The organism is Arthrobacter sp. 9MFCol3.1 (assembly GCF_000620385.1).
GTDB lineage: Bacteria > Actinomycetota > Actinomycetes > Actinomycetales > Micrococcaceae > Arthrobacter.
In genome coordinates, this window is record NZ_KK211131.1 from 224077 (window position 1) to 243394 (window position 19318).

The following is a 19318-nucleotide window of genomic DNA, read 5'->3' on the forward strand; positions in this document are numbered from 1 at the left end:
GCGGGTCGGGCATCCGCGCCCCTTGCTCGGTCTTGAGTCGCTGTCAGCTGTCGATCGAGGCCATGTTGGCCTCGTCGTGGCGTTCCCCCGCAGCGGGCCGGAGCGAGTCCAGCCGCTCCAGCTGGTCACGGGTGAGTTCGATGCCTTCGGCCGCAGTGTTTTCCTCGACCCGGGAGACCCGCCGGGTGCCGGGGATCGGGGCGATGTCGATCCCGCGGGTCAGCAGCCACGCGAGGGCGGTCTGAGCGGGGGTCGCGCCGATCGCCGATGGCCTTTACCTCATCGACGATCGCGAGGTTGCGGCGGAAGTTCTCGCCCGTGAACCGCGGGTTGGTCTTGCGCCAGTCGTCATCGGCGAAGTCGTCGACGGAGCGGATCTGGCCGGTCAGCAGCCCGTGTCCGAGCGGCGAATACGGAACGAAACCAATTCCGAGATCGCGCAGCAGCGGCAGGATCTCCGCCTCCACGTCCCGGGTCCACAGCGAGTACTCCGTCTGCAATGCCGAGACCGGCTGCACGGCGTGTGCCCGGCGGATGGTCTCCGGCGAGGCCTCGGACAGCCCGAAGTGCAGCACCTTGCCCTCGGCGATCAGGTCCGCAACCGCCCCGGCAGTCTCCTCGATCGGGGTGTTCCGGTCGATCCGGTGCTGGTAATACAGGTCGATGTGGTCCGTGCCGAGGCGCCTGAGGGAGCCCTCGACGGCGGCCTTCACGTTCGCCGCGCTGCTGTCGACCACGCCGGGGCCGCCGCCGGAATGGGAGACCAGGCCGAACTTCGTTGCAATCTTGACCTGGTCGCGGCGTCCCTTGACGGCCTGGCCGACGATCTCCTCGCTCAGGAACGGCCCGTAGATCTCCGCGGTGTCGATGTGGGTGACCCCGAGGTCGAGGGCCCGGTGGATGGTGCGGATCGACTCCGCGTTATCCAGGGCGCCCTCGCTGGTGTAGGTGCCGGCCATGGTCATGGCGCCGAGTCCGATACGGGAGACCTCCAGGCCTCCGAGGCGTGCGTTCTTCATGTTGTGTTTCCTTTGAGTGTGGTTCCCGGGCCTGGGACGTGGGCATGGCCCACAGCCCGGCAAGGGGTTTTGGGCAGCCGGCAGCCATTGGCGTCCAGCTGGTATGTGCGGACCTGGTGGACGACGGCGGGAGGCTCCCGCCGTCGTCCGCTTGCGTAGGTGTCAGGCGTCGGTGTTAGGCGTCGTCGTGGGCGAGGTTGCTGGAGAGTTCGCGGTGGGCGTCGGCCTGGGCCTGGAGGTCCTTGGCCCGGGTCTCGACGAGTCCGACGGCGTCGGCTCCGGCGGCGAAGCGCAGCGGCGGTTCATCCAGTTCGGCAAGTTGAATGAGGGCGTTGGCGAGTTTGGCCGGGTCCCCGCCCTGCTGGCCGTTCATGCCCTTCCACGCGGTGACCGTCTGCTCGGTGCGCTCGGCGTAGTCCTCGATGGTGGATGCTGCGTAGCTGGTGGATTCCGGGGTGAGGAGCTCGGTGCGGAAGAACCCCGGTTCCACGATCATGGTGCGGATCCCGAACGGGGCGACTTCGGGGGCCAGGGACTCGGCCCAGCCTTCGACGCCGAACTTCGAGGCGGCGTAGGCAGAAAGGAACTCCCCGCCGGCGATGCCGGCGGTCGAGGAGATCGTGACCAGCAGGCCCGAGCGCTGGGCCCGCAGGACGGGCAAGGCCGCGCGGGTGACGTTCATGGGCCCGAACATGGTGGTTTCGATCTGTTTCCGGAAGTCTTCCGGGGTGATTTCTTCGAAGAACCCGGCGTAGAAGTTGCCGGCGTTGTTCACGAGGACGTCGATCCGGCCGAACCGGTCGACGGCGGCCTGGATGGCTGCGGTGGCGTCCGCGGGGTCGGTGACGTCGAGTTTCACGGCCAGCAGGTCCTCGCTGTCGCCTACGGCCCGGATCACCCTGTCGGGGTTGCGGCCGGTGCCGACCACCGCGTGGCCGGCGGCCAGGGCCGCCTTGGCGATGTCGGTGCCCATACCGCGGCCTGCCGCGGTGATGAACCAGACTTTCTGCTCGGTTTTGGCGTCGTTTTGCTCAGTCATGTTCTGTCTTTCCTGGGTTAGGGGTTCCGGGCCGCGCGTGGGAGCGCAGATCCGGGATGGAAGAGTCGCTGGTGGTGGTTGGGGGCGATGCCGCCCAGCTGGCAAGGAACGCCAGCGCGTTTTCGGACGCGGAGCCGGGCTCCGCGGTGAAGGTGAAGAGGGTCTGTCCCTCATCGCCGGGAAGGTGAAGCGTCTCGAACTGCAGCGACACGTCCCCTGCGACCGGATGGTGGAAGCGCTTGGTTCCCGTGGTGTGGATCCGTACGTCATGGCCGGCCCACAATGCGGCGAAGTGCCCGCTGCGTGTGGTCAGCTCACCGACCAGCTCGTTCAATTCGCGGTCATGGGGATTCCGGCCCGCTTCCGAGCGGAGCATCGCCACTGTGGTGGCGGCGATTGCGCGCCAATCGGGGTAAAAGTCCCCGGCGCCCGGATCGAGGAAGAGATAACGTGCCTGGTTCGGCAACTGGCCCGGGGCCTCCGGACGGGCGGCTGCCGTGGACGCGAACACTGGCCCGTACAGCGCGCGGCCCAGGGCATTGGCGGCCAGCACGTCCGAGCGTCCGTTTTGCACCAGGGCGACCGCGCCGGTCATCCCGTCAAGCAAACGCAGAACTCCCGCACGGACCCGCTGCTGCGGTGGCCGGCGCGCCGGACGCCGCGATGATGGCGTGTTGGCCGTCCTCGCCAGGTCCATCAGATGCGTCCGCTCTGCCTCGTCCAGCTGAAGGGCGGAGGCCACAGCGTCGAGGACCGAGTCCGAGACGCCGCGGATGCTGCCGCGTTCCAGCCGCGTGTAGTAGTCCGTGCTTACCCCGGCGAGCTGTGCCACTTCCTCCCGACGCAGTCCCGGCACGCGGCGCAGCTCGCCGTAGTTGGGCAGGCCGGCCAGCTCTGGGGTGATCTTCGCCCGTCGCGAGATCAGGAAGTCTCGGATTTCGTCTTTTCTTTCCACATCCACCACGCTACGCAGGCCGGACGGGCGGTGGCAGTGTCTGTCAGACACCCCCAGTTGAGGTGGTGGATACAGACGTGGCCCCTCAGAACCGGTCGATATTTATGGCCGTCCGTGTCATAGTCCGCCACCCGGCTGCTTTGGTGACAGATCGCGCTAAAGTGTCCGTATGCCTAGGATTTCGGCCGCGAGCAACGCCGCCCAACGTGCCGAGACCCAGCGCCGCATTCTGACCGCATTCGGGGAACTCCTCTTCACCCACGGGCTTCCCGGCCTGACCATGACGGACGTCGCGCGCCACGCCCAGATCGGCCGGACCGCCGTCTACAACTACTATGCAGACATCGAAGAGCTCCTCATCGCCTACGCCCTGGATGAGACCGAGCGGTTCCTGCTCGATCTGCGCGAGTCCCTCGATGCACTGGAGAACCCGGTGGAGCGCCTGGCCGTCTACGTCCGTGCCCAGGTGGAGGACCTGAGCCGGCGCCACCTGCCGCCGGGGCCGGCCATGGCGGCGGTGCTCTCGCCGTCGTCGTTCGCCAAACTCGCCGACCACGTGGGTGAGCTCAGCGTGCTCCTGCGGGGCATCCTGCGCGACGGCATGGCCCAGGGGTACCTGCCCGAGTCGGACATTGCCCAGCTGGCCCAGCTCATCCACGGCACGCTCTCCTCAAGCGCTGCGCGGGGCGACGGTGCGGGCCAGGACGCGGAGGCCGAGGCGCGGCTCGCCCGGACGGTGCGGTTTGTCCAGCTGGGAGCCGGGGCCAGGTTTGACGACGCCGGCCGGCCGGTCCGCACCATCCGCTAGGCTGCAGCGCCGGGGGTACGCGCCTAGCCCTTGCCCGGCGTCGCCGTCGGTACGGCGGGCAACGTGGCCTCATCCACGATGCGCCGGTTCTCGCGGGGGCAGCTGAGCTGGCCCGGCGTCTGGTCCACGAGTTCCGGCTTGGCCAGTTCCTTGAAATCGCCCGTAATGATCACGTCCACACTCGGGTCCGCGCGGCCGTCCTGGACATAGTCCGAACCGGGCACGTGGCGCTGGACACTGAAGGCGGCCGACTGGCCGGCAGCACCGGAGACCACCAGCGCCACGCCGCGGTAGCTCGACGTCGTGTTCCCCACGGCACCCACCAGGAACTTCCGGGCGGCAAGCTGGTCGGCCACGCTCCGGGCCAGTCCCGGCCGGCTCGTGGAGTTGTAGATGTTGACGTGGACCTTCTCCGGCGGCGCGTAGTCGTAGGTAGCCGCCGGGCACACCGACACAGCCGCCTTGCTCCGCTCCGCCCCGGGGATCTTGATCTGGCCATTCATGATGGCCAGGGCCACCACGATCGCGGCCACGATCAGGCCGACAAGCATCACCAGGACAACGCCGTGCAGGATCCTGCGCCGCAGCCGAACCGGGTTCTCTGCCGTATTGTCCTGCTCCACGAACGTGGCCCGCAGCTCGGAGCCACTGATGACGCGGTGCCCGTGCAGGACTCTGACGTCTGGCGGCTTCCTAGCCATTTATCACGAGGACCCGCGCGTGGATTGCGGTGCGCTGGTGCAACGCGGTGCGGACTGCCCGGTGCAGGCCGTCCTCAAGGTAGAGGACGCCGCGGTATTCCACGACGTGCGGAAAGAGGTCGCCGAAAAACGTGGAGTCCTCGGCCAGCAGGGCTTCAAGGTCCAGTGTGCGCTTCGTGGTCACCAGCTCATCAAGCCGGACAGGCCGCGGCGGCAGGGCCGCCCAGTCCTTGGGCGTGGTGTAACCATGGTCGGGGTAAGGGCGTCCCTCGCCCACAGCTTTGAATATCACCATGCCAGCCTAGGGAACTTCGACGCCCGAAGGAATGAATGTCCCCGGGCGGCGTGAGGTTGTGGCCAAACGGTAACCATTTGTCACACGGCGCATTGACACGACCAGCGACTGCCGCCTGTCACATCCGGCGCCGGGCCGTCGATCTGCTGCACGGTTCACCCAAACGTCCCGTGCGGCTGACAGAATGGCCGTATGACTTCACCCGAGACTGTCCCTGTTCCGTCGTCGTCGGCCCCCGTGCTGGCGCTGCTGCTCGACGTCGACGGTCCGGTCGCGAGCCCGGTCACCCGCGAGGTGCAGCCCGGCATCATCGCCGACCTGGTGGCCCTCGCCGCCGCCGGCGTGCCGGTCATCTTCAACACCGGCCGGTCGGACGCGTTCATCCGCGAGCAGGTCATGGAACCGATGATCGCCGCGGGGATGCCCGCCGGCACCCTGATCCACGCCATTTGCGAGAAGGGCGCCGTCTGGTTCAGCTACACGGCGGAAGGCCCCGGCCCCGTCCACGTGGACCACGAGCTCGCCATTCCGCAGGCCTTCGGCGACGACGTCCGCCGCCTGGTGGCCGAGGACTACTCCGCCCACATGTTCTACGACGAAACCAAGCGGGCCATGGTCTCCGTGGAGCAGCACATTGCCGTCGCCAACCCGGACTACCGGGCCGAGCAGGAACTCTTCGACGCCGACGCCATGGGCATCATGGCCCGGCACGGCCTCGGCGTGGTGCGGCTGGACCACCACGTCCCCGATTCGGATGACCAGGTCGACTTCCGCGTCGATCCGACCATCATTTCCACCGATATCGAATCGGTCCGGCTGGGCAAGGACCTGGGCGCCAGCCGGGCCGTGGAGTTCCTGGCTGCGCAGGGCATCACGCCGCAGGCCTGGCGCACGGTGGGCGATTCCCGCACGGACTACGCCATGGCCGACTGGCTGCACCACAACGACCACGCCGTGAAGCACGTCGACGTCCGGCCCGCGGACGGCATCCCGGTCAAACCCTACGAGGTTCTCACCGCCGCCGATCTGGGGCTCGGCGAAGACGTGATCCACGACGACGCCGGTGCCGCCTTCCTGCACCACTGGCTGGCCGTCGTCACCGGCTGAGGCCTCCTGCCGCCGTTTTTTGCCCGTGGCGTTTCGCCGGCACGTCCGCCGCGTGGCGGCCGGTTTTCCGCGGCAATTTTGAGCCCCGCGTTATCATGCAAGTAGACACCAACGCACTGATAGAAGCGGGAGCTCAGACATTACCGAAGCAGCGATCCAAGACGAGATTTACTATGGCAGCCAGGCATCTGTGGACGCCCACGCCGAGGTCACGTCGGCGGCCGCGGTCGCCAGATTCCGGACCCGCTCCGACGTTGTCCGCCACCGCGGCCGCTATGCGCTGATCAACGAAAACCGCACGCCGTACCAGGCCATGGTCGAGGACCTGATGTTCCTGCGTTCCGTTCTGGCCGGCGCCGGCATCGGCTACCTGCTGGTCCGCGGCAACAACCACCGCCCGGTCGTCGCCGTCGACTGGAAAGACCGCAAGGAACTCCGCGACGCCCTCGTGGAGGCGTGCCGCGACGAGCCGTTGTATTCCATGACCGTGGACGCCAAGAAGAAGTCCTCTGTGCTGGTGGCCGACGGCGAGCTGTCGCCGAACCGCCAGGCCCGGATCTTCCGGCTCTACCGGCCCCGGGTGGAACCCGAAGGCGGTTTTGAATTCGGGGCGTCCGCCGGCGTCCAGCTGGAGCTGTGGAGCTTCGAAGGCGACCAGCTGATCCTGCCGATCGAGAACTCCCTGACGCGCCGCACCATGCTGGCCCAGGACGCAGTGCGCGGTACCGTGGAACGCTACGGCCACACGTGGCCCACCATTGAGAACATGTTCGCCGACCACGCCAGCGACATCAGCTTCGACATCGACCTGGTGTTCTCATGGGTGGACGGCAGCTCCCCCGAGTACATCGCGGCCCGCCGCGCCCGCATGGCCGGCGTGGTGGTGGGCGAGGGGGATGACCACGAGGCCCGCTTCCGCCAGATCGATGAGCTCAAGTACGCCCTGCGCTCGGTGTACATGTTTGCGCCGTGGGTCCGCCGGATCTTCATCGCCACGGACTCCCCCGCACCGTCGTGGCTGGCCGACCACCCGAGTGTGACGATTGTCCGGAGCGAAGAGTTTTTCGCCGACACGTCGGTTCTGCCCACGCACAATTCGCAGGCCGTGGAGTGTCAGCTGCACCACATCGAGGGGCTCTCAGAGCACTTCCTCTATTCGAACGACGACATGTTCTTCGGCCGTGCCGTGGGCCCGGACATGTTCTTCACCCCGGGCGGCATCACGAAGTTCATCGAGGCCGAGACCCGGATCGGGCTGGGCGACAACGACGCCGAACGCAGCGGCTTTGAGAACGCCGCCCGGGTGAACCGCAAGCTGCTCTGGAACCGCTTCGGCCGCATCACCACCCGTCACCTGGAGCACACGGCGGCCCCGCTGCGCCGCAGCGTGGTCGAGCAGATGGAGCAGGAGTTCCCGGCCGAGTTTGCCAAGACAGCCGCGAGCACCTTCCGGGCAGCGGACAACATCTCCGTGACCAACTCGTTCTACCACTACTACGCGCTGCTCACTGGCCGGGCCGTGACCCAGACGGCCGCAAAGGTGAGGTATGTGGACACGACGGCGCGGGCCGGCCTGAACTACCTGCCCAAGCTTCTGGCCAAGCGGAACATGGACTTCTTCTGCCTCAACGACGGCAGCTTCCCCGAGGTCCCGGCGGAAGAGCGGGCCGAACTGGTCACGGACTTCCTGGAGAAGTACTACCCCATCAAGGCACCCTGGGAGAAGTAACGAACCGTGACCAAAGCGGGCGCCGCGTCAGCCCGGGTGTGAATCAGTTCAGGGTGGTGTACCTGCGGTGCGCCGGCGTCCGGGACGGGGCCTCGAGCTTGGCCTTCTCAGGAATATGGATCCCTGCGGCCGCGAGCCGGCGCTGGACTTCCTCGGGAGAGACCAGCTCCCCCACCGCCGGGGTGTCGCCGAGCAGCACCACGGAATGCACGATCGTATGTTCGTAGACGTGGACCAGGTTGAACGCCTGCCCGCCGTCGCGGCCCCGGGTGCCGCCGACAGGAACGTTCAGATCCTGGGTGTAGCAGGTGGCTGAAGCCACGGACACCGGGATGCCCGCGAACGTTGCCGTCGTCGAATAGTGCAGGTGGCCGCCCAGGATGGCGCGGACATCGGAATTGCGCAGGACGCCGGCAAGCGCCGACTGGCCCCGGAGCTCCACGAGCACGGCAAGATCCAGGACGGACGGTACCGGCGGGTGGTGCAGGGCAAGGATGGTCCCGTCCGGGGCCGGTGTGGCCAGCTCAGCAGCGAGCCAGTCCAGCTGGTCGTGGCTCAATTCGCCATGGTGGAACCCGGGCACCGAGGTGTCCAGGGTGATGATGCGCAGCCCGTTGACGAAGTAGCTGTGGTCCAGTGGCGCGTCATTGTCGGCCTGGTCCAGGAGCCCGGCCCGGAAATTGGCCCGGTCGTCGTGGTTGCCCATCGCCCAGATGACCTTGGCCCCCAGGGCCTCGCACGCCGGATCCACGATGGCGCGGAGCTTGGCATACGCTTCGGGTTCCCCCAGGTCAGCCAGGTCGCCCGTGAAGATCACGGCTTCGGGGCGTGCCCCCGAGGCGTGGACCTCCTCGAAGAGTTGCCTGAGCAGGGCTTCGCTGTCCACGACGCCGTGCAGGGGTTGCGGACCCCCCAGCAAGTGGGGGTCGCTCAGGTGAAGTAGGAAATGACGTGGCCGGGGGTGCTCGGCCTCGATGCGCTCCATTGCTGCCTTCTTGGTTGGGTGGAAGCGGTGCCTCCAGTGTCCCTCTCAGTAACAACTATCCAACCAGACATTAGGCAAACAATGTAAAAACTGCGATAGGCATATTGGAAAAGTGGGCGTTAACAGGTGGCCCACCCTCACATGCACTTGCCGGCATATACAAGGCGCGGCCGCCCGGCGGCACTCCCGATTCCCCGGGTCAACGGGGCGGGACGGACAGTGCCGCCGGGTTCACGGTTTCCGCTAGCTCAGGTACCCGTTGGGGTTAAGCACGAACTTCGTCGCCGCGCCGGCGTCGAATTCCGCGTAGCCCTTCGGCGCGTCCTCCAGGGAAATCGCCTTCGCGTTGACGTTCTTGGCGATGTGCACCCTGTCGTGCAGGATCGCCATCATCAGCTGCCGGTTGTATTTCATGACCGGACACTGTCCCGTAGTGAAGCTGAGCGACTTTGCCCAGCCCGTTCCGAGGCTGAGCGAGAGCGAGCCCTTCTTCGCGGCCTCGTCCACGCCGCCCGGGTCGCCGGTGACGTAGAGCCCGGGGATGCCCAGGGCACCGCCGGCGGCCGTTACTTCCATCAGCGAGTTCAGGACGGTGGCGGGGGCTTCGTGGGCTCCGGCCCCGTGGCCCTTGGCCTCAAATCCCACCGCATCCACGCCGCAATCGACTTCCGGGACGCCGAGGAGCTGCTCGATTTGCTCGGCAGGGCCGCCCTTACTCAGGTCGATGGTTTCGCAGCCGAAGCTGCGTGCCTGCGCCAGGCGGTCCGCGTTCATGTCCCCCACAATCACGACGGCGGCACCCAGGAGTTGGGCGCTGGTCGCCGCGGCCAGGCCCACAGGCCCTGCGCCTGCCACGTAGACGGTGGACCCGACGCCGACGCCTGCGGTGACCGCACCATGGAATCCGGTCGGGAAGATGTCCGAGAGCATCGTCAGGTCCATCATCTTTTCGAGGGCCTGGTCTTTGTCCGGGAACTTCAACAGGTTCCAGTCGGCATACGGCACAAGGACGTAGTTGGCCTGGCCGCCTACCCAGCCGCCCATGTCCACATAGCCGTAGGCGCTGCCTGGCCGGTCGGGGTTGACGTTCAGGCAGATGCCGGTCTTGCGCTCCTTGCAGTTCCGGCAGCGCCCGCAGGCGATATTGAAGGGGACCGAACAGATGTCCCCCACTTTGATGAATTCAACATCCGGGCCCACTTCGACCACCTCGCCGGTGATCTCGTGGCCGAGCACCAGGTCGGCGGGAGCCGTGGTGCGCCCCCGGACCATGTGCTGGTCCGAGCCGCAAATATTCGTGGCCACGGTTTTGAGGATTACGCCGTGGCGCACCTGCCGGCCCACGTTGGCGGGGTTGACCCCCGGACCGTCCTTGAGTTCGAAGGTGGGGTAGTCAATGTCGATCAGTTCGACCTTGCCCGGCCCCTTGTAGGCAACGGCTTTGTTCCCTGTCATCTATTTCCTCCTGCTTTCACGGGCCCCGCGGTGGGCGCCCTAGTGTGATTCACGAAGTTCTTTGATGCGCCCTCCGCAGGAACACCCGGCGACACTGCCGACGGCGGCCAGAGTTGATTGCGCCGTGGGGATGCCCGGAATGTTTGGAGGGTCCGGCCAGTCTAGGCGCTAAGCATGCTTAGGGATAGGGCTGAGTTCCTCTGGACCCCGGGCCGGTCGGGTCAGTCGAGGGCGGACTGAACAGCTTCGATGATCTCCGGCGCGTCCGGCTCAACGGTGGGCGCAAAGCGGGCGATGACCTCGCCGTCGCGGTTCACGAGGAACTTCTCGAAGTTCCACTTCACGAGGCCGGGCAGGATGCCGGTCTTGAACTTGGTGAGCTCGGCGTAGAGCGGGTGCTGGTTCTTTCCCCGGACGTTGGCCTTGACCGTCAGCGGGAAGGTCACACCGAAATTGCGCTGGCAGAACTCGGCAATCTCGGCGTCGCCGCCGGGCTCCTGCCCGGCGAACTGGTTGCAGGGGACGCCGAGGACCTGGAAGCCTTGGCCCCGGAACTTATTGTGCAGCGCCTCGAGTCCAGCGTACTGGGGTGTGAAACCGCACTCGGACGCCACGTTGACCACCAGGACCACCTCGCCCTTGAAACGGCCAAAATCGGTCTCGGTCCCGTCGATGAGGGTCAGGGGAATGGAGTGCAGAGCTGTCATGGGGCGCGTCCTTGCGGTGTCGATGGTCCGGAGCAGGGAATCTGAACTGGTCACTCCATTATTCGGCACCGGGGCGTGCGGGTATGGGTGCGCCTCCCGGACAAGGCGCCGGAACGGCGGCCTGGGGCGCGGCGGGGGCTAGCCGCTGGGCGTCGTCGAGGTCGTCGCTGAGGGTTTTGTTGTCACTGCCGTGGTGGCCGACTGCGTGGCCGTCTTTGGCTTCGGCGTTTCGGCCGGCGCGGTGACCGGGTCCGGCTCCAGAGTGATCGGGGCCGGCACCGGGGTGGCCGTCTTAGCGGCAGCCTCCGTCGCGGTTGCGGAGGCCGACGCAGGCGCGGAGGGCGGCGGTGCCACCGGCGGCGGGACCGACAACGGTGCTGATGGCTTGGCGGAGGCTGTTCCCGTCGGCGTCGGGGTGGCGGTTGCCGACGGCGTCGGCGTGGCGGTTGCCGACGGCGTCGGCGTGGCGGTTGCCGACGGCGTCGGGGCGGGTGCGGCGGGCGTCGTCGGCGTGCTCCCGGTCGGCGCGGCAGGTGCCGTCGTCGTCGGCGTCCCGCTCGGCGTCGGAGTTGGGGTTGCAGTCGCCGACGGCGTCGGCGTCGGGGTCGCGGACGCACTCCCGGTCGGCGTCGGGGTGGCGGAAGGAGTCGCCGACGGTTTGTCGGCGGCGGCTTCGGTAGCCGCAGGTGAGGCACTCGCCGGTGGCTTGGCGGCCACCGCGGCAGGCTGTTCCTGAACGCCGCCGGCCACCACGTGGGTCAGGTCCTCCCGGACAGGAATCGCCCAGCCAATCCCCGCATTGGTGGCCTTACCGGCGTCGGGTGCGTAGCTGGTCATTTCGATGGGCCCGAGTTGATCCACCTGCTTGATGGGGAGCAATGTCCAATCGCGCGGATCAGTGTGGGAGCCATTGAGGATGGTTTCGAAGTGAAGGTGGCAGCCGGTGGAAGATCCGGTGGTACCTACCCGGGCAATAACTTCCCCCACCCGTACCGAGTCGCCCTTCTTGACCGCGATCGCCTCCAGATGGTTGTACGTGGTGATGAGACCGTTGCCGTGATCGATTTCCACCCGGTTTCCGCCGCCCCACGGGTGCCACCCAACGGCCCGCACCACACCGGCGTCGGCGGAGTACACGCGCGTGCCGCACGGGGCCGCAAAGTCCTGGCCCCAGTGGAATTCGCCCGCGAATCCCGTCAGGGGGCTGGTACGCAACCCGAACGGGGACGATGGCACCAGCGATTCCAGCGGAGCCATGAGGAAACCCGGCGCGGGCCGGCTCAGGGCGGCCGAGGCCACATTGAGCTCGCCGCGCACCCCTTCCCGGGTGGCCGTGTCCACCGTGCTCCGGCTGAAGGCCACGAGCGCCTGGGCGTCGGCGGTGACGGTGCCGGGAGTCCCTGCGGGCGCAGTGACCGCGGAGTGGGCCAGCGGGTCCAGGGCTTCCGGCCCCACGTCCCCGGCGGGCGGCATGGCGGCCGTCGGGACGGCGGTGGGCGCGCCGTAGGACGCAAAGGCGCTCAGTCCCTGAAAGCCACCGAATGCCAGTACGGCCAGGGACAGGCACAGGCCTCCGGACACGCAGCGCACGGCAATCGTCCGTGCCCTCGCTGACTGCTCACTCGATGAGTTTCCCCAGTGTTTTCCCACGACGTGACTCCCGCAATATGTCCGCCAGACCCCAATCTTCACGGACTTACCTCCCTATGTGACCACAGACGGCCGGGTCTGTGAACCGTCAGCGCGCTCCTTTTGCGGGACCAATCGGCGATCCGCGGATGTCCCCAGTAGCTTGCGGGTGGCGGCCCAGTAGTTCTCCGCACCGTTGCAGGTGCCGCGCGCCGCCGGGCCGGGTAAGAATAGAGGATGCGCAATGTCCTCAGGGAATGGCAGGCCGAACTCAAACAAACGTTCACGGGGACGCGCGATTCCGTGCCCGAGTGGGTGCCAAGCCTCGCCGAGGGGGACGACGCCGGTTACCACTTGCCCGGCTCGGCCGTCTGGGCCGTACACGGGGACATGCCCACCATCGTGGCGGGAATCCGGGCGCTGCTGATGCAGGCGCTCCATCCAGGCGCGCTGGCCGGAGTCCACGATCACTCCCGTTTCCGCGAAGACCCGCTGGGCCGGCTGGCTGGCACGATCCGTTGGATCTTCACCGTGACCTATGGCTCCACCGATACGGCCAAGGCGGCGTCGGACTGGGTCCTTCGGCTGCACCGGACGGTGCGGGGAGAATTCGTGGACGGCCACGGCATCAGGCGCAGTTACGCGGCCAACGACCCCGAACTGCTCCGGTGGGTTCACATTGCCTTCACAGACGCGTTCCCCTCTGCCCACAAGCTGTGGGGGCGGCCGATTCCTGGCGGACCGGATGCCTACGTCCGAGAGTGGGCCCAAGCCGGCCGGCTGATGGGCGTCGAGGCCCCGCCGCTAAGCGAAGCGGAAATGCGGCAGCAGTTGGACCGCTGGTACGACGACGGCGATCTCCGCTGTGACGAACGGGTCACCGAGACGGTGGCGTTCATTCGAGACCCACCCCTGCACCCCGCGCTCAAGCCTGGCTACCGGGTGCTGTTCGCGGCCGCCGTGGCAAGCCTCGACCCCAAGTACCGCGATCTTCTGGGCCTGCGGACCGCGCGGCTGGGCCCGATTCCGCTGCCGGTAACCCTGGCCACCCGGGTCACGCTCGGCGTGGTGCATGTGGCGCTGGGCCGGACGGGTCCGAGCGAGCAAGCTGCCCGGGCCCGGCTCCGCCGGCTGGGCTACCGGGCCTGAGCCAGCGGCGGCCCGGGAACGCAAAAAGGCCCCGGTCCGAGGACCGGGGCCAACCGCGGAGAATGGGGGATTTGAACCCCCGAGGGCGTTAACCCAACACGCGTTCCAGGCGTGCGCCATAGGCCGCTAGGCGAATTCTCCAGTTGCTTCTGAATCAAAAGCAGATACTAGAATACCTGAACTTTCCAGCTTCGCCCAATTGAGCCTCCCCGCCCCGGCCTGCGGCTCCTCCGCGGGACATGCCCCACGGCCCGTTCGAGGGCTGGACATAGCGCCAAATAGCCCACTCCTTCCCGCGAAAAATGGGCATGCCCCGCGCTGCCCACTCCCACCACTGGACATGCCCTACAGCTCCCTCCAGGCCCTGGACATGGCCCCAACCAGCCCACACCTGCCCGCGACGCCCTGTCCCACCTCCACTCCTGCCCGCCAAAAATGGGCATGCCCCGCGCTGCCCACTCCCACTACCGGACATGTCCACCGGCCCGCCCGAGCCCTGGACATAGCCCCAACCAGCCCACACCTTCGCGCGAAAAATGGGCATGCTCCTCGCTGCCCCCTCCCGCCACTGGACATGCCCTACAGCTCCCTCCAGGCCCTGGACATGGCCCCAACCAGCCCACACTGCCCTGTCCCATCCCCGTTCTTGCCCGCCAAAAATGGGCATGCCCCTCGCTGCCCTCTCCTAACCACCGGACATGTCCACCGGCCCGCCCGAGCGCTGGACATAGCCCCAACCAGCCCAGTCCTGCCCGCCAAAAATGGGCATGCCCCGCGCTGCCCACTTCTAACCACCGGACATGCCCCCCCCCCCCCCCCCCCCCCACCCCCCCCCCCCCCCCGCCAGCCCGAGCCCTGGACATAGCCCTAACCAGCCCACTCCTTCGCGCGAAAAATGGGCATGTCCCGCCGGGGATGAGGGGCCAAACCGGGCCAATTCGAGGCACACCCAATCGTCAGGTAATATTGCTGACGGCCCCTCATGTGGCGTCATCCTGTTGAACTCCCCCAGGACCGGAAGGTAGCAAGGGTAAACGGGCTCTGGCGGGTGCATGAGGGGTCTTTTATGTCTGTGCCGATTGGTAGGGTTTATCTGTGACTGTTACTACCGCCCTCTACCGTCGATACCGCCCCGATTCGTTCGCGGACGTTATCGGGCAGGAGCACGTCACTGACCCCCTCATGACGGCCCTGCGCAAGAACCGCGTCAACCACGCTTACCTCTTTTCCGGCCCCCGCGGCTGTGGCAAAACCACCTCGGCCCGCATCCTGGCCCGCTGTCTAAACTGCGCCGAGGGCCCCACGGACACCCCCTGCGGCAAGTGCCCCAGCTGCGTGGAACTCGCCCGCGGCGGCTCGGGCTCCCTGGACGTCATCGAGATCGACGCCGCCAGCCACGGCGGCGTCGACGACGCCCGCGACCTCCGGGAACGGGCCACCTACGCCCCCGTCCGGGACCGCTACAAGATCTTCATCATCGACGAAGCCCACATGGTCACGTCGGCCGGATTCAACGCCCTGCTCAAGATCGTCGAAGAGCCGCCGGAACACATCAAGTTCATCTTCGCCACCACGGAGCCGGACAAGGTCATCGGCACCATCCGCTCCCGCACGCACCACTACCCCTTCCGGCTGGTGCCACCGGAGCCACTCATGGCATATCTGGAGCTGCTCTGCACCCAGGAAAACGTCCCCGTGGCGCCCGGCGTGCTCTCGCTCGTCATCCGCGCGGGCGGCGGTTCGGTTCGCGACTCCCTCTCCGTGCTGGACCAGCTCATGGCCGGCGCCGGACCAAACGGACTGGACTACGAGCTTGCGGTCGCCCTCCTGGGCTACACGCACGCCTCCCTGCTGGATGACGTCGTGGAGGCCGTCGCCGCGTCGGATTCCGCCACGGTGTTCCGCGCCGTGGACCGCGTCATCCAGACCGGGCACGATCCCCGGCGCTTCGTCGAGGACCTGCTGGAACGCTTCCGCGACCTCATCATCGTCCAGGCCATGCCCGAGAGCGCCCAGTCCATCCTCCGCGGCATGCCCGCGGACCAGATCGCCCGGCTGCAGAACCAGGCGCACAACCTCGGGGCGGCCGAACTCTCCCGCGCCGCGGACGTCACCAATACCGCCCTCACTGACATGACCGGGGCCACCTCGCCGCGCCTGCACCTGGAACTGCTGTGCGCCCGCATCCTGTTGCCCAGCTCCGAACAGACCGAGCGCGGCATCGCGGCGCGGATCGACCGCGTCGAGCGTCGTTTGAACTACGCCGGGAACGACGTCGGAGCTCCCCTCGCCGGCGCCCCCGCACCTGCCGCCGTTTCGCCTGCACGCACGGAGCAGGCAGTCGCGCCACAGCTGCCGGCAGCGCACGTGGCCGCCGCGCCGTCACACGCGGCACCGGCTGCCGCAGCCACCAACGCCCCACCCGCCCCGCCCCGGGGCGAGCAGACGCCAGCCGCAGCCACCGCGCCCGCTCGGCGGGACGAACCCGTCCGTGCACCGCTGACGGCACCACGGGTCAGCACCAGCGACTGGCCGGTGGACGAACCCGCGGCGGCCAGCCGGCTCGCCCCCGCTGCAGGTCCCGCAGCCGCGGCTCCGTCCCTGCCCGCGTCAGGGACTGCCCCGGTGGCTGCCGCCCCGGCAGCCGAGCCCGCACGTATGGCTACACCGGAGGCGGCCCCGTCCGCCGCCGCATCTTCCGCCGCCACGGCACCTGCCCCCACGCCCTCCATGCCTGCGCGGCCCGAACCTGCCGAGCCGGGTAGGGCGCCTGCCGCTGTTCCCAGCCCTGCGCCCGGCCCTGCCGCCGGCCCCGGGGCCGACGTGGAGGTTTTGCGCCGCGCCTGGCCCGAAATCCTGCAAACGCTCACCAAGATCAAACGCAGCACCTGGGCGCTGGTGGAACCCAACGCCCAGGTGGGCCATTTCGAAGACCACGTCCTGACCCTCGCGTTTACCACCACGGGGCTGGCGGGTGCCTTCGGCCGGGCCGACCACGCTGAGAACCTCCGGCAGGCGATCCACAAGACGATCGGCATCGATTGCCAGATCCGGGCCGTGGCCGGCGGCAGCAACAGCCCAGCGAGCTCTGAGCCAAACCCAAAAGCGCCGGCTAGCCCGGAGACCCCGGCATCGTCTGCGACGCAGGCGACTTCGGCCGACGTCGCCTGGGGCCTGAGCCCGGCCCCCCAGCAGCCGGCAGCGCCGGCCAACGAAACTGCTGAAGCCGTCCCCTCGGGGGTAGCCCAGGCCCCCGTTCCCGCCGCCCCAATGCCATCGGCGCAACCCTCTCCGGCCCCCACGGGAGCCGAGCCGGCAGCCGAACCGCACGCGCCCGCCCCCGCGGTCCAGGTCCGCGTAGCCGAGCCGGCAGCGGAGCGGCAGGCGCCTGCCCCCGCGGTCCAGGTCCGCGCTGTCGCGACGGCAGCCGAATCGGACGGCCCCTCGGAGCCTTCCGGGTCCTATTCCGCCCCTGACGACGACTGGGGACCGCCCCGGGACGAGGACGCCCCTCCGCTCGACGAAGAACCGCCGCTGGATTGGGACCCGTCACCCGCCGCCCCGCCGCGCCGCGCCGAGTCCGCGGCTGCACCCGCGGCTCCGGCCCGCAAGTCCCCGGCCGCGCAGGCATCCAACCCTGCCCGCTCCCTGGCCGGGACCTCGCCCGCAAGCCCTGACGCGTCGGCTGACGCGTGGGCCCGCGCCGTCGAGCAGTCACCCGGAGTCTGGACGGTCGGCACAGAGTCGAACCTCGGCCGGTACCCGACGCCGGAAGTCGAGCCCGCGGCGCCCGAGCCCGAACCGGCTCCGGTGCACTACGAGCCGGCGGCGGCACAGATCCCGGAGTATGCCGGCGTCGTGTCCGCGCCGTCGGCACTGTCCTCGGAACACCCGGCCCGGGCCGAAGCGGCTACGGCCGTTGCCGAGCCTGCTGCGCCGCGGGTAGCCCCCGCTGCCGTTGCGGAGGCTGTTGCCGTGGCCGCCATTCCGGAGGCTGCTGCCCCGACGGGCCGGCAAAGCCTGTACCAGCGGCTGTCGAACAGCCCCGAGGCCGAGGCCGGGCGGGCGAAAGCCCCCGCCCGCGCAACTACCGCGACCACCGTCTACGTACAGGACATCCCGAGCGCCGACGACGAAACGATCGAGGAATCGGGCGTCTTCGGCCGGGCCGCCGTCGAACGCATTCTGGGCGGGAAACTGGTGGAGGAGCGCTCCCTGGACGGAAGCCCCCTGCCGCCCCGCTTCTAGCAGACCCCCAGCCGGCTGGCACCGGCCCCACTCCAAACGAACGAGGACATTGTGTACGAAGGCGCAGTTCAAGAGCTGATCGACGAGCTCGGACGCCTTCCCGGGGTGGGGCCCAAGTCAGCCCAGCGGCTGGCCTTCCACATCCTCGAGGCCGATCCCCAGGACATGAAACGGCTTGTCGATGCCATCACCACCGTGAAGGAACGGGTCAAGTTCTGCACCGTTTGCGGGAACGTGACGGAGCAGGAACTGTGCAACATCTGCCGTGACCCGCGCCGGGACCCCACGGTGATCTGCGTCGTCGAAGAATCCAAGGACGTCCTGGCGGTGGAGCGCACGCGGTCCTTCCGCGGCAGGTACCACGTACTCGGCGGCGCGATTAATCCGATCGCCGGGATCGGTCCGGAACAACTCCGGATCCGTGAACTGCTGACCCGGCTCAACGACGGCGCCATCCAGGAAATCATCATCGCCACCGACCCCAACCTCGAGGGCGAGGCCACGGCGACGTATCTGGCCCGGATGCTTAAGTCGATCGGCATCGCCGTCACCCGGCTGGCGTCCGGCCTGCCCGTGGGCGGGGACCTGGAATACGCCGACGAAGTCACGCTCGGCCGGGCCTTCGAGGGCCGCCGCAACGCCCTGAGCTGACGGACTCGTGGCAGCCACCGGCGGCGACACCCGGGCCCCGCTCCTCACCGGGCGGTTGCTGTTGCGTCCGTTGACCGCGGACGACGCCGACGCCCTGCTTCGATTCCGTGCCCACCCGGCAGCTACTCGCTACCTGTCCCATGGTCCGCTCACTCCGACGCAGAACAGCGCCCGGCTTGAGCAGGCGCTGTCCGCTGCAGCATCCTCCACAGCCGAGTGGTTTCACTTCGGCTGGGCGATCGAGCTCCGGGCTACTGGTGAAGTCATTGGGGACGCCCGAACCTGGAACACGCAGGAACCCCCGGCGCCAGGCCGGATTCCCGCAAACTCAGCCAGCCTGGGCTACGTTCTGCACCCGGAACACCACGGGCTCGGCCTCGGCCGGGAGGCCGCCGGCGCCCTGGTCGACTGGCTTTTCGGCGGCCGCGACAGCTCGACCATTTTTGCGGGCGTCTACGAACCCAACCTCCCGTCACGCAGGCTCCTCGAGGGCCTGGGCTTCCGGAAGGACCGCTTCTTCCCGGTTGCCGAGGACACCGCGGGTAAGCAGCTGCCATCCTGGCGCTACCGGTTGGACCGCGGCTAGCGGACGTGCCCCGCGCCGACTCCCGCACCCGGCCCAGCGGACATGCCCAGCGCCCGCGCCCGCCAACGGACATAATGCCCTCATGCCCACTCCTGCCCGCCAAGAATGAGCATGTCCCACGGGCGCCGGTGAACATGCCCACCCTTTGCCCGCACTCCCCCACCCGGCCCAGCAGACATGCCCCGCGCCCGCGCCCTGCCCAGCGGACATGCCCAGCGCCCGCGCCCGCCAACGGACATAATGCCCTCATGCCCA

15 protein-coding genes, 1 tRNA gene, 1 other RNA gene and 1 pseudogene are annotated in these 19318 nt (G+C 68.3%); 8 read left to right on the forward strand and 10 right to left on the reverse strand.

Going from position 1 to position 19318, the window contains the following annotated elements; all coding sequences use genetic code 11:
• Window positions 1-43: 43 nt before the first annotated feature.
• The 3 genes and pseudogenes from C560_RS22395 to C560_RS0118425 form a co-directional block, all read right to left on the reverse strand.
• Window positions 44-1019, reverse strand: a pseudogene (locus C560_RS22395) (aldo/keto reductase).
• Between the two features lie 175 nt (window positions 1020-1194).
• Window positions 1195-2058: an SDR family oxidoreductase gene (locus tag C560_RS0118420; protein ID WP_026539310.1), complete on the reverse strand. Its 864-nt coding sequence runs from the start codon at window positions 2056-2058 to the stop codon at window positions 1195-1197.
• Complete coding sequence (locus C560_RS0118425; RefSeq protein ID WP_051533290.1) at window positions 2051-3013, reverse strand: helix-turn-helix transcriptional regulator; 963 nt, start codon at window positions 3011-3013, stop codon at window positions 2051-2053. The genes C560_RS0118420 and C560_RS0118425 overlap by 8 nt, the downstream gene beginning before the upstream one ends.
• Window positions 3014-3182: 169 nt before the next feature.
• Between C560_RS0118425 and C560_RS0118430 the strand changes: the two genes are divergently transcribed.
• A complete protein-coding gene (locus C560_RS0118430) occupies window positions 3183-3821 on the forward strand; it encodes a TetR/AcrR family transcriptional regulator (protein ID WP_018774380.1) in 639 nt (212 codons plus the stop codon).
• Window positions 3822-3844: 23 nt separating this feature from the next.
• Here the strand turns inward: C560_RS0118430 and C560_RS0118435 are convergent, their stop codons facing one another.
• Both C560_RS0118435 and C560_RS0118440 read right to left on the reverse strand, forming a co-directional pair.
• Window positions 3845-4522 carry a LytR C-terminal domain-containing protein gene (locus C560_RS0118435; protein ID WP_026539312.1) on the reverse strand — a complete coding sequence of 226 codons (678 nt, stop codon included), beginning with the start codon at window positions 4520-4522 and terminating at the stop codon, window positions 3845-3847.
• The gene (locus C560_RS0118440; protein ID WP_026266597.1) at window positions 4515-4814 is read right to left on the reverse strand and encodes a type II toxin-antitoxin system VapB family antitoxin; all 300 of its coding nucleotides are present in this window, start codon (window positions 4812-4814) and stop codon (window positions 4515-4517) included. The genes C560_RS0118435 and C560_RS0118440 overlap by 8 nt, the downstream gene beginning before the upstream one ends.
• Before the next feature lie 195 nt (window positions 4815-5009).
• Between C560_RS0118440 and C560_RS0118445 the strand changes: the two genes are divergently transcribed.
• Both C560_RS0118445 and C560_RS0118450 read left to right on the forward strand, forming a co-directional pair.
• The gene (locus C560_RS0118445; protein WP_026539313.1) at window positions 5010-5924 is read left to right on the forward strand and encodes a hypothetical protein; all 915 of its coding nucleotides are present in this window, start codon (window positions 5010-5012) and stop codon (window positions 5922-5924) included.
• A 190-nt stretch (window positions 5925-6114) separates the two neighbouring features.
• Window positions 6115-7653, forward strand: coding sequence for a stealth family protein (locus C560_RS0118450; RefSeq protein ID WP_231494393.1), 1539 nt, complete (start codon window positions 6115-6117; stop codon window positions 7651-7653).
• Between the two features lie 43 nt (window positions 7654-7696).
• Here the strand turns inward: C560_RS0118450 and C560_RS0118455 are convergent, their stop codons facing one another.
• The 4 genes from C560_RS0118455 to C560_RS23120 form a co-directional block, all read right to left on the reverse strand.
• On the reverse strand, window positions 7697-8638 hold the full coding sequence (locus tag C560_RS0118455) for a phosphodiesterase (RefSeq protein ID WP_018774385.1): 942 nt from the start codon (window positions 8636-8638) through the stop codon (window positions 7697-7699).
• A 243-nt stretch (window positions 8639-8881) separates the two neighbouring features.
• Entirely contained in the window at window positions 8882-10093 is a 1212-nt protein-coding gene (gene fdhA / locus C560_RS0118460; protein WP_018774386.1) for a formaldehyde dehydrogenase, glutathione-independent, read from the reverse strand.
• 221 nt (window positions 10094-10314) lie between these two features.
• The gene (locus tag C560_RS0118465) at window positions 10315-10800 is read right to left on the reverse strand and encodes a glutathione peroxidase (protein ID WP_018774387.1); all 486 of its coding nucleotides are present in this window, start codon (window positions 10798-10800) and stop codon (window positions 10315-10317) included.
• Window positions 10801-10938: 138 nt separating this feature from the next.
• A complete protein-coding gene (locus tag C560_RS23120) occupies window positions 10939-12381 on the reverse strand; it encodes a M23 family metallopeptidase (protein ID WP_155855829.1) in 1443 nt (480 codons plus the stop codon).
• 285 nt (window positions 12382-12666) lie between these two features.
• On the opposite strand from C560_RS23120, the gene C560_RS0118475 reads away from it, so the two are divergent.
• Entirely contained in the window at window positions 12667-13578 is a 912-nt protein-coding gene (locus C560_RS0118475) for an oxygenase MpaB family protein (protein ID WP_026539315.1), read from the forward strand.
• A 56-nt stretch (window positions 13579-13634) separates the two neighbouring features.
• Here the strand turns inward: C560_RS0118475 and C560_RS0118480 are convergent.
• Window positions 13635-13719: transfer RNA gene (locus C560_RS0118480), tRNA-Ser, on the reverse strand.
• Window positions 13720-14549: 830 nt separating this feature from the next.
• Here C560_RS0118480 and ffs point away from each other — a divergent pair.
• The 4 genes from ffs (at window position 14550) to C560_RS22800 (ending at window position 19063) form a co-directional block, all read left to right on the forward strand.
• An RNA gene (gene ffs / locus C560_RS23125) (signal recognition particle sRNA small type) lies at window positions 14550-14646 on the forward strand.
• Between the two features lie 27 nt (window positions 14647-14673).
• Window positions 14674-17826, forward strand: a complete 3153-nt coding sequence (locus tag C560_RS0118485; RefSeq protein WP_081801761.1) for a DNA polymerase III subunit gamma and tau — start codon at window positions 14674-14676, stop codon at window positions 17824-17826.
• 51 nt (window positions 17827-17877) lie between these two features.
• Window positions 17878-18477: a recombination mediator RecR gene (gene recR / locus C560_RS0118490; protein ID WP_018774392.1), complete on the forward strand. Its 600-nt coding sequence runs from the start codon at window positions 17878-17880 to the stop codon at window positions 18475-18477.
• 7 nt (window positions 18478-18484) lie between these two features.
• A complete protein-coding gene (locus tag C560_RS22800; protein ID WP_051533274.1) occupies window positions 18485-19063 on the forward strand; it encodes a GNAT family N-acetyltransferase in 579 nt (192 codons plus the stop codon).
• Window positions 19064-19318 lie beyond the last annotated feature (255 nt).

Bases quoted from the DNA above. Each gene is read 5' to 3' on its own strand.
- C560_RS0118420 (WP_026539310.1), bottom strand. From the start codon at position 2,058: ATGACTGAGCAAAACGACGCCAAAACCGAGCAGAAAGTCTGGTTCATC.
- C560_RS0118430 (WP_018774380.1), top strand. From the start codon at position 3,183: ATGCCTAGGATTTCGGCCGCGAGCAACGCCGCCCAACGTGCCGAGACC.
- C560_RS0118435 (WP_026539312.1), bottom strand. From the start codon at position 4,522: ATGGCTAGGAAGCCGCCAGACGTCAGAGTCCTGCACGGGCACCGCGTC.
- C560_RS0118445 (WP_026539313.1), top strand. From the start codon at position 5,010: ATGACTTCACCCGAGACTGTCCCTGTTCCGTCGTCGTCGGCCCCCGTG.
- C560_RS0118455 (WP_018774385.1), bottom strand. From the start codon at position 8,638: ATGGAGCGCATCGAGGCCGAGCACCCCCGGCCACGTCATTTCCTACTT.
- fdhA (WP_018774386.1), bottom strand. From the start codon at position 10,093: ATGACAGGGAACAAAGCCGTTGCCTACAAGGGGCCGGGCAAGGTCGAA.
- C560_RS0118465 (WP_018774387.1), bottom strand. From the start codon at position 10,800: ATGACAGCTCTGCACTCCATTCCCCTGACCCTCATCGACGGGACCGAG.
- C560_RS0118475 (WP_026539315.1), top strand. From the start codon at position 12,667: ATGCGCAATGTCCTCAGGGAATGGCAGGCCGAACTCAAACAAACGTTC.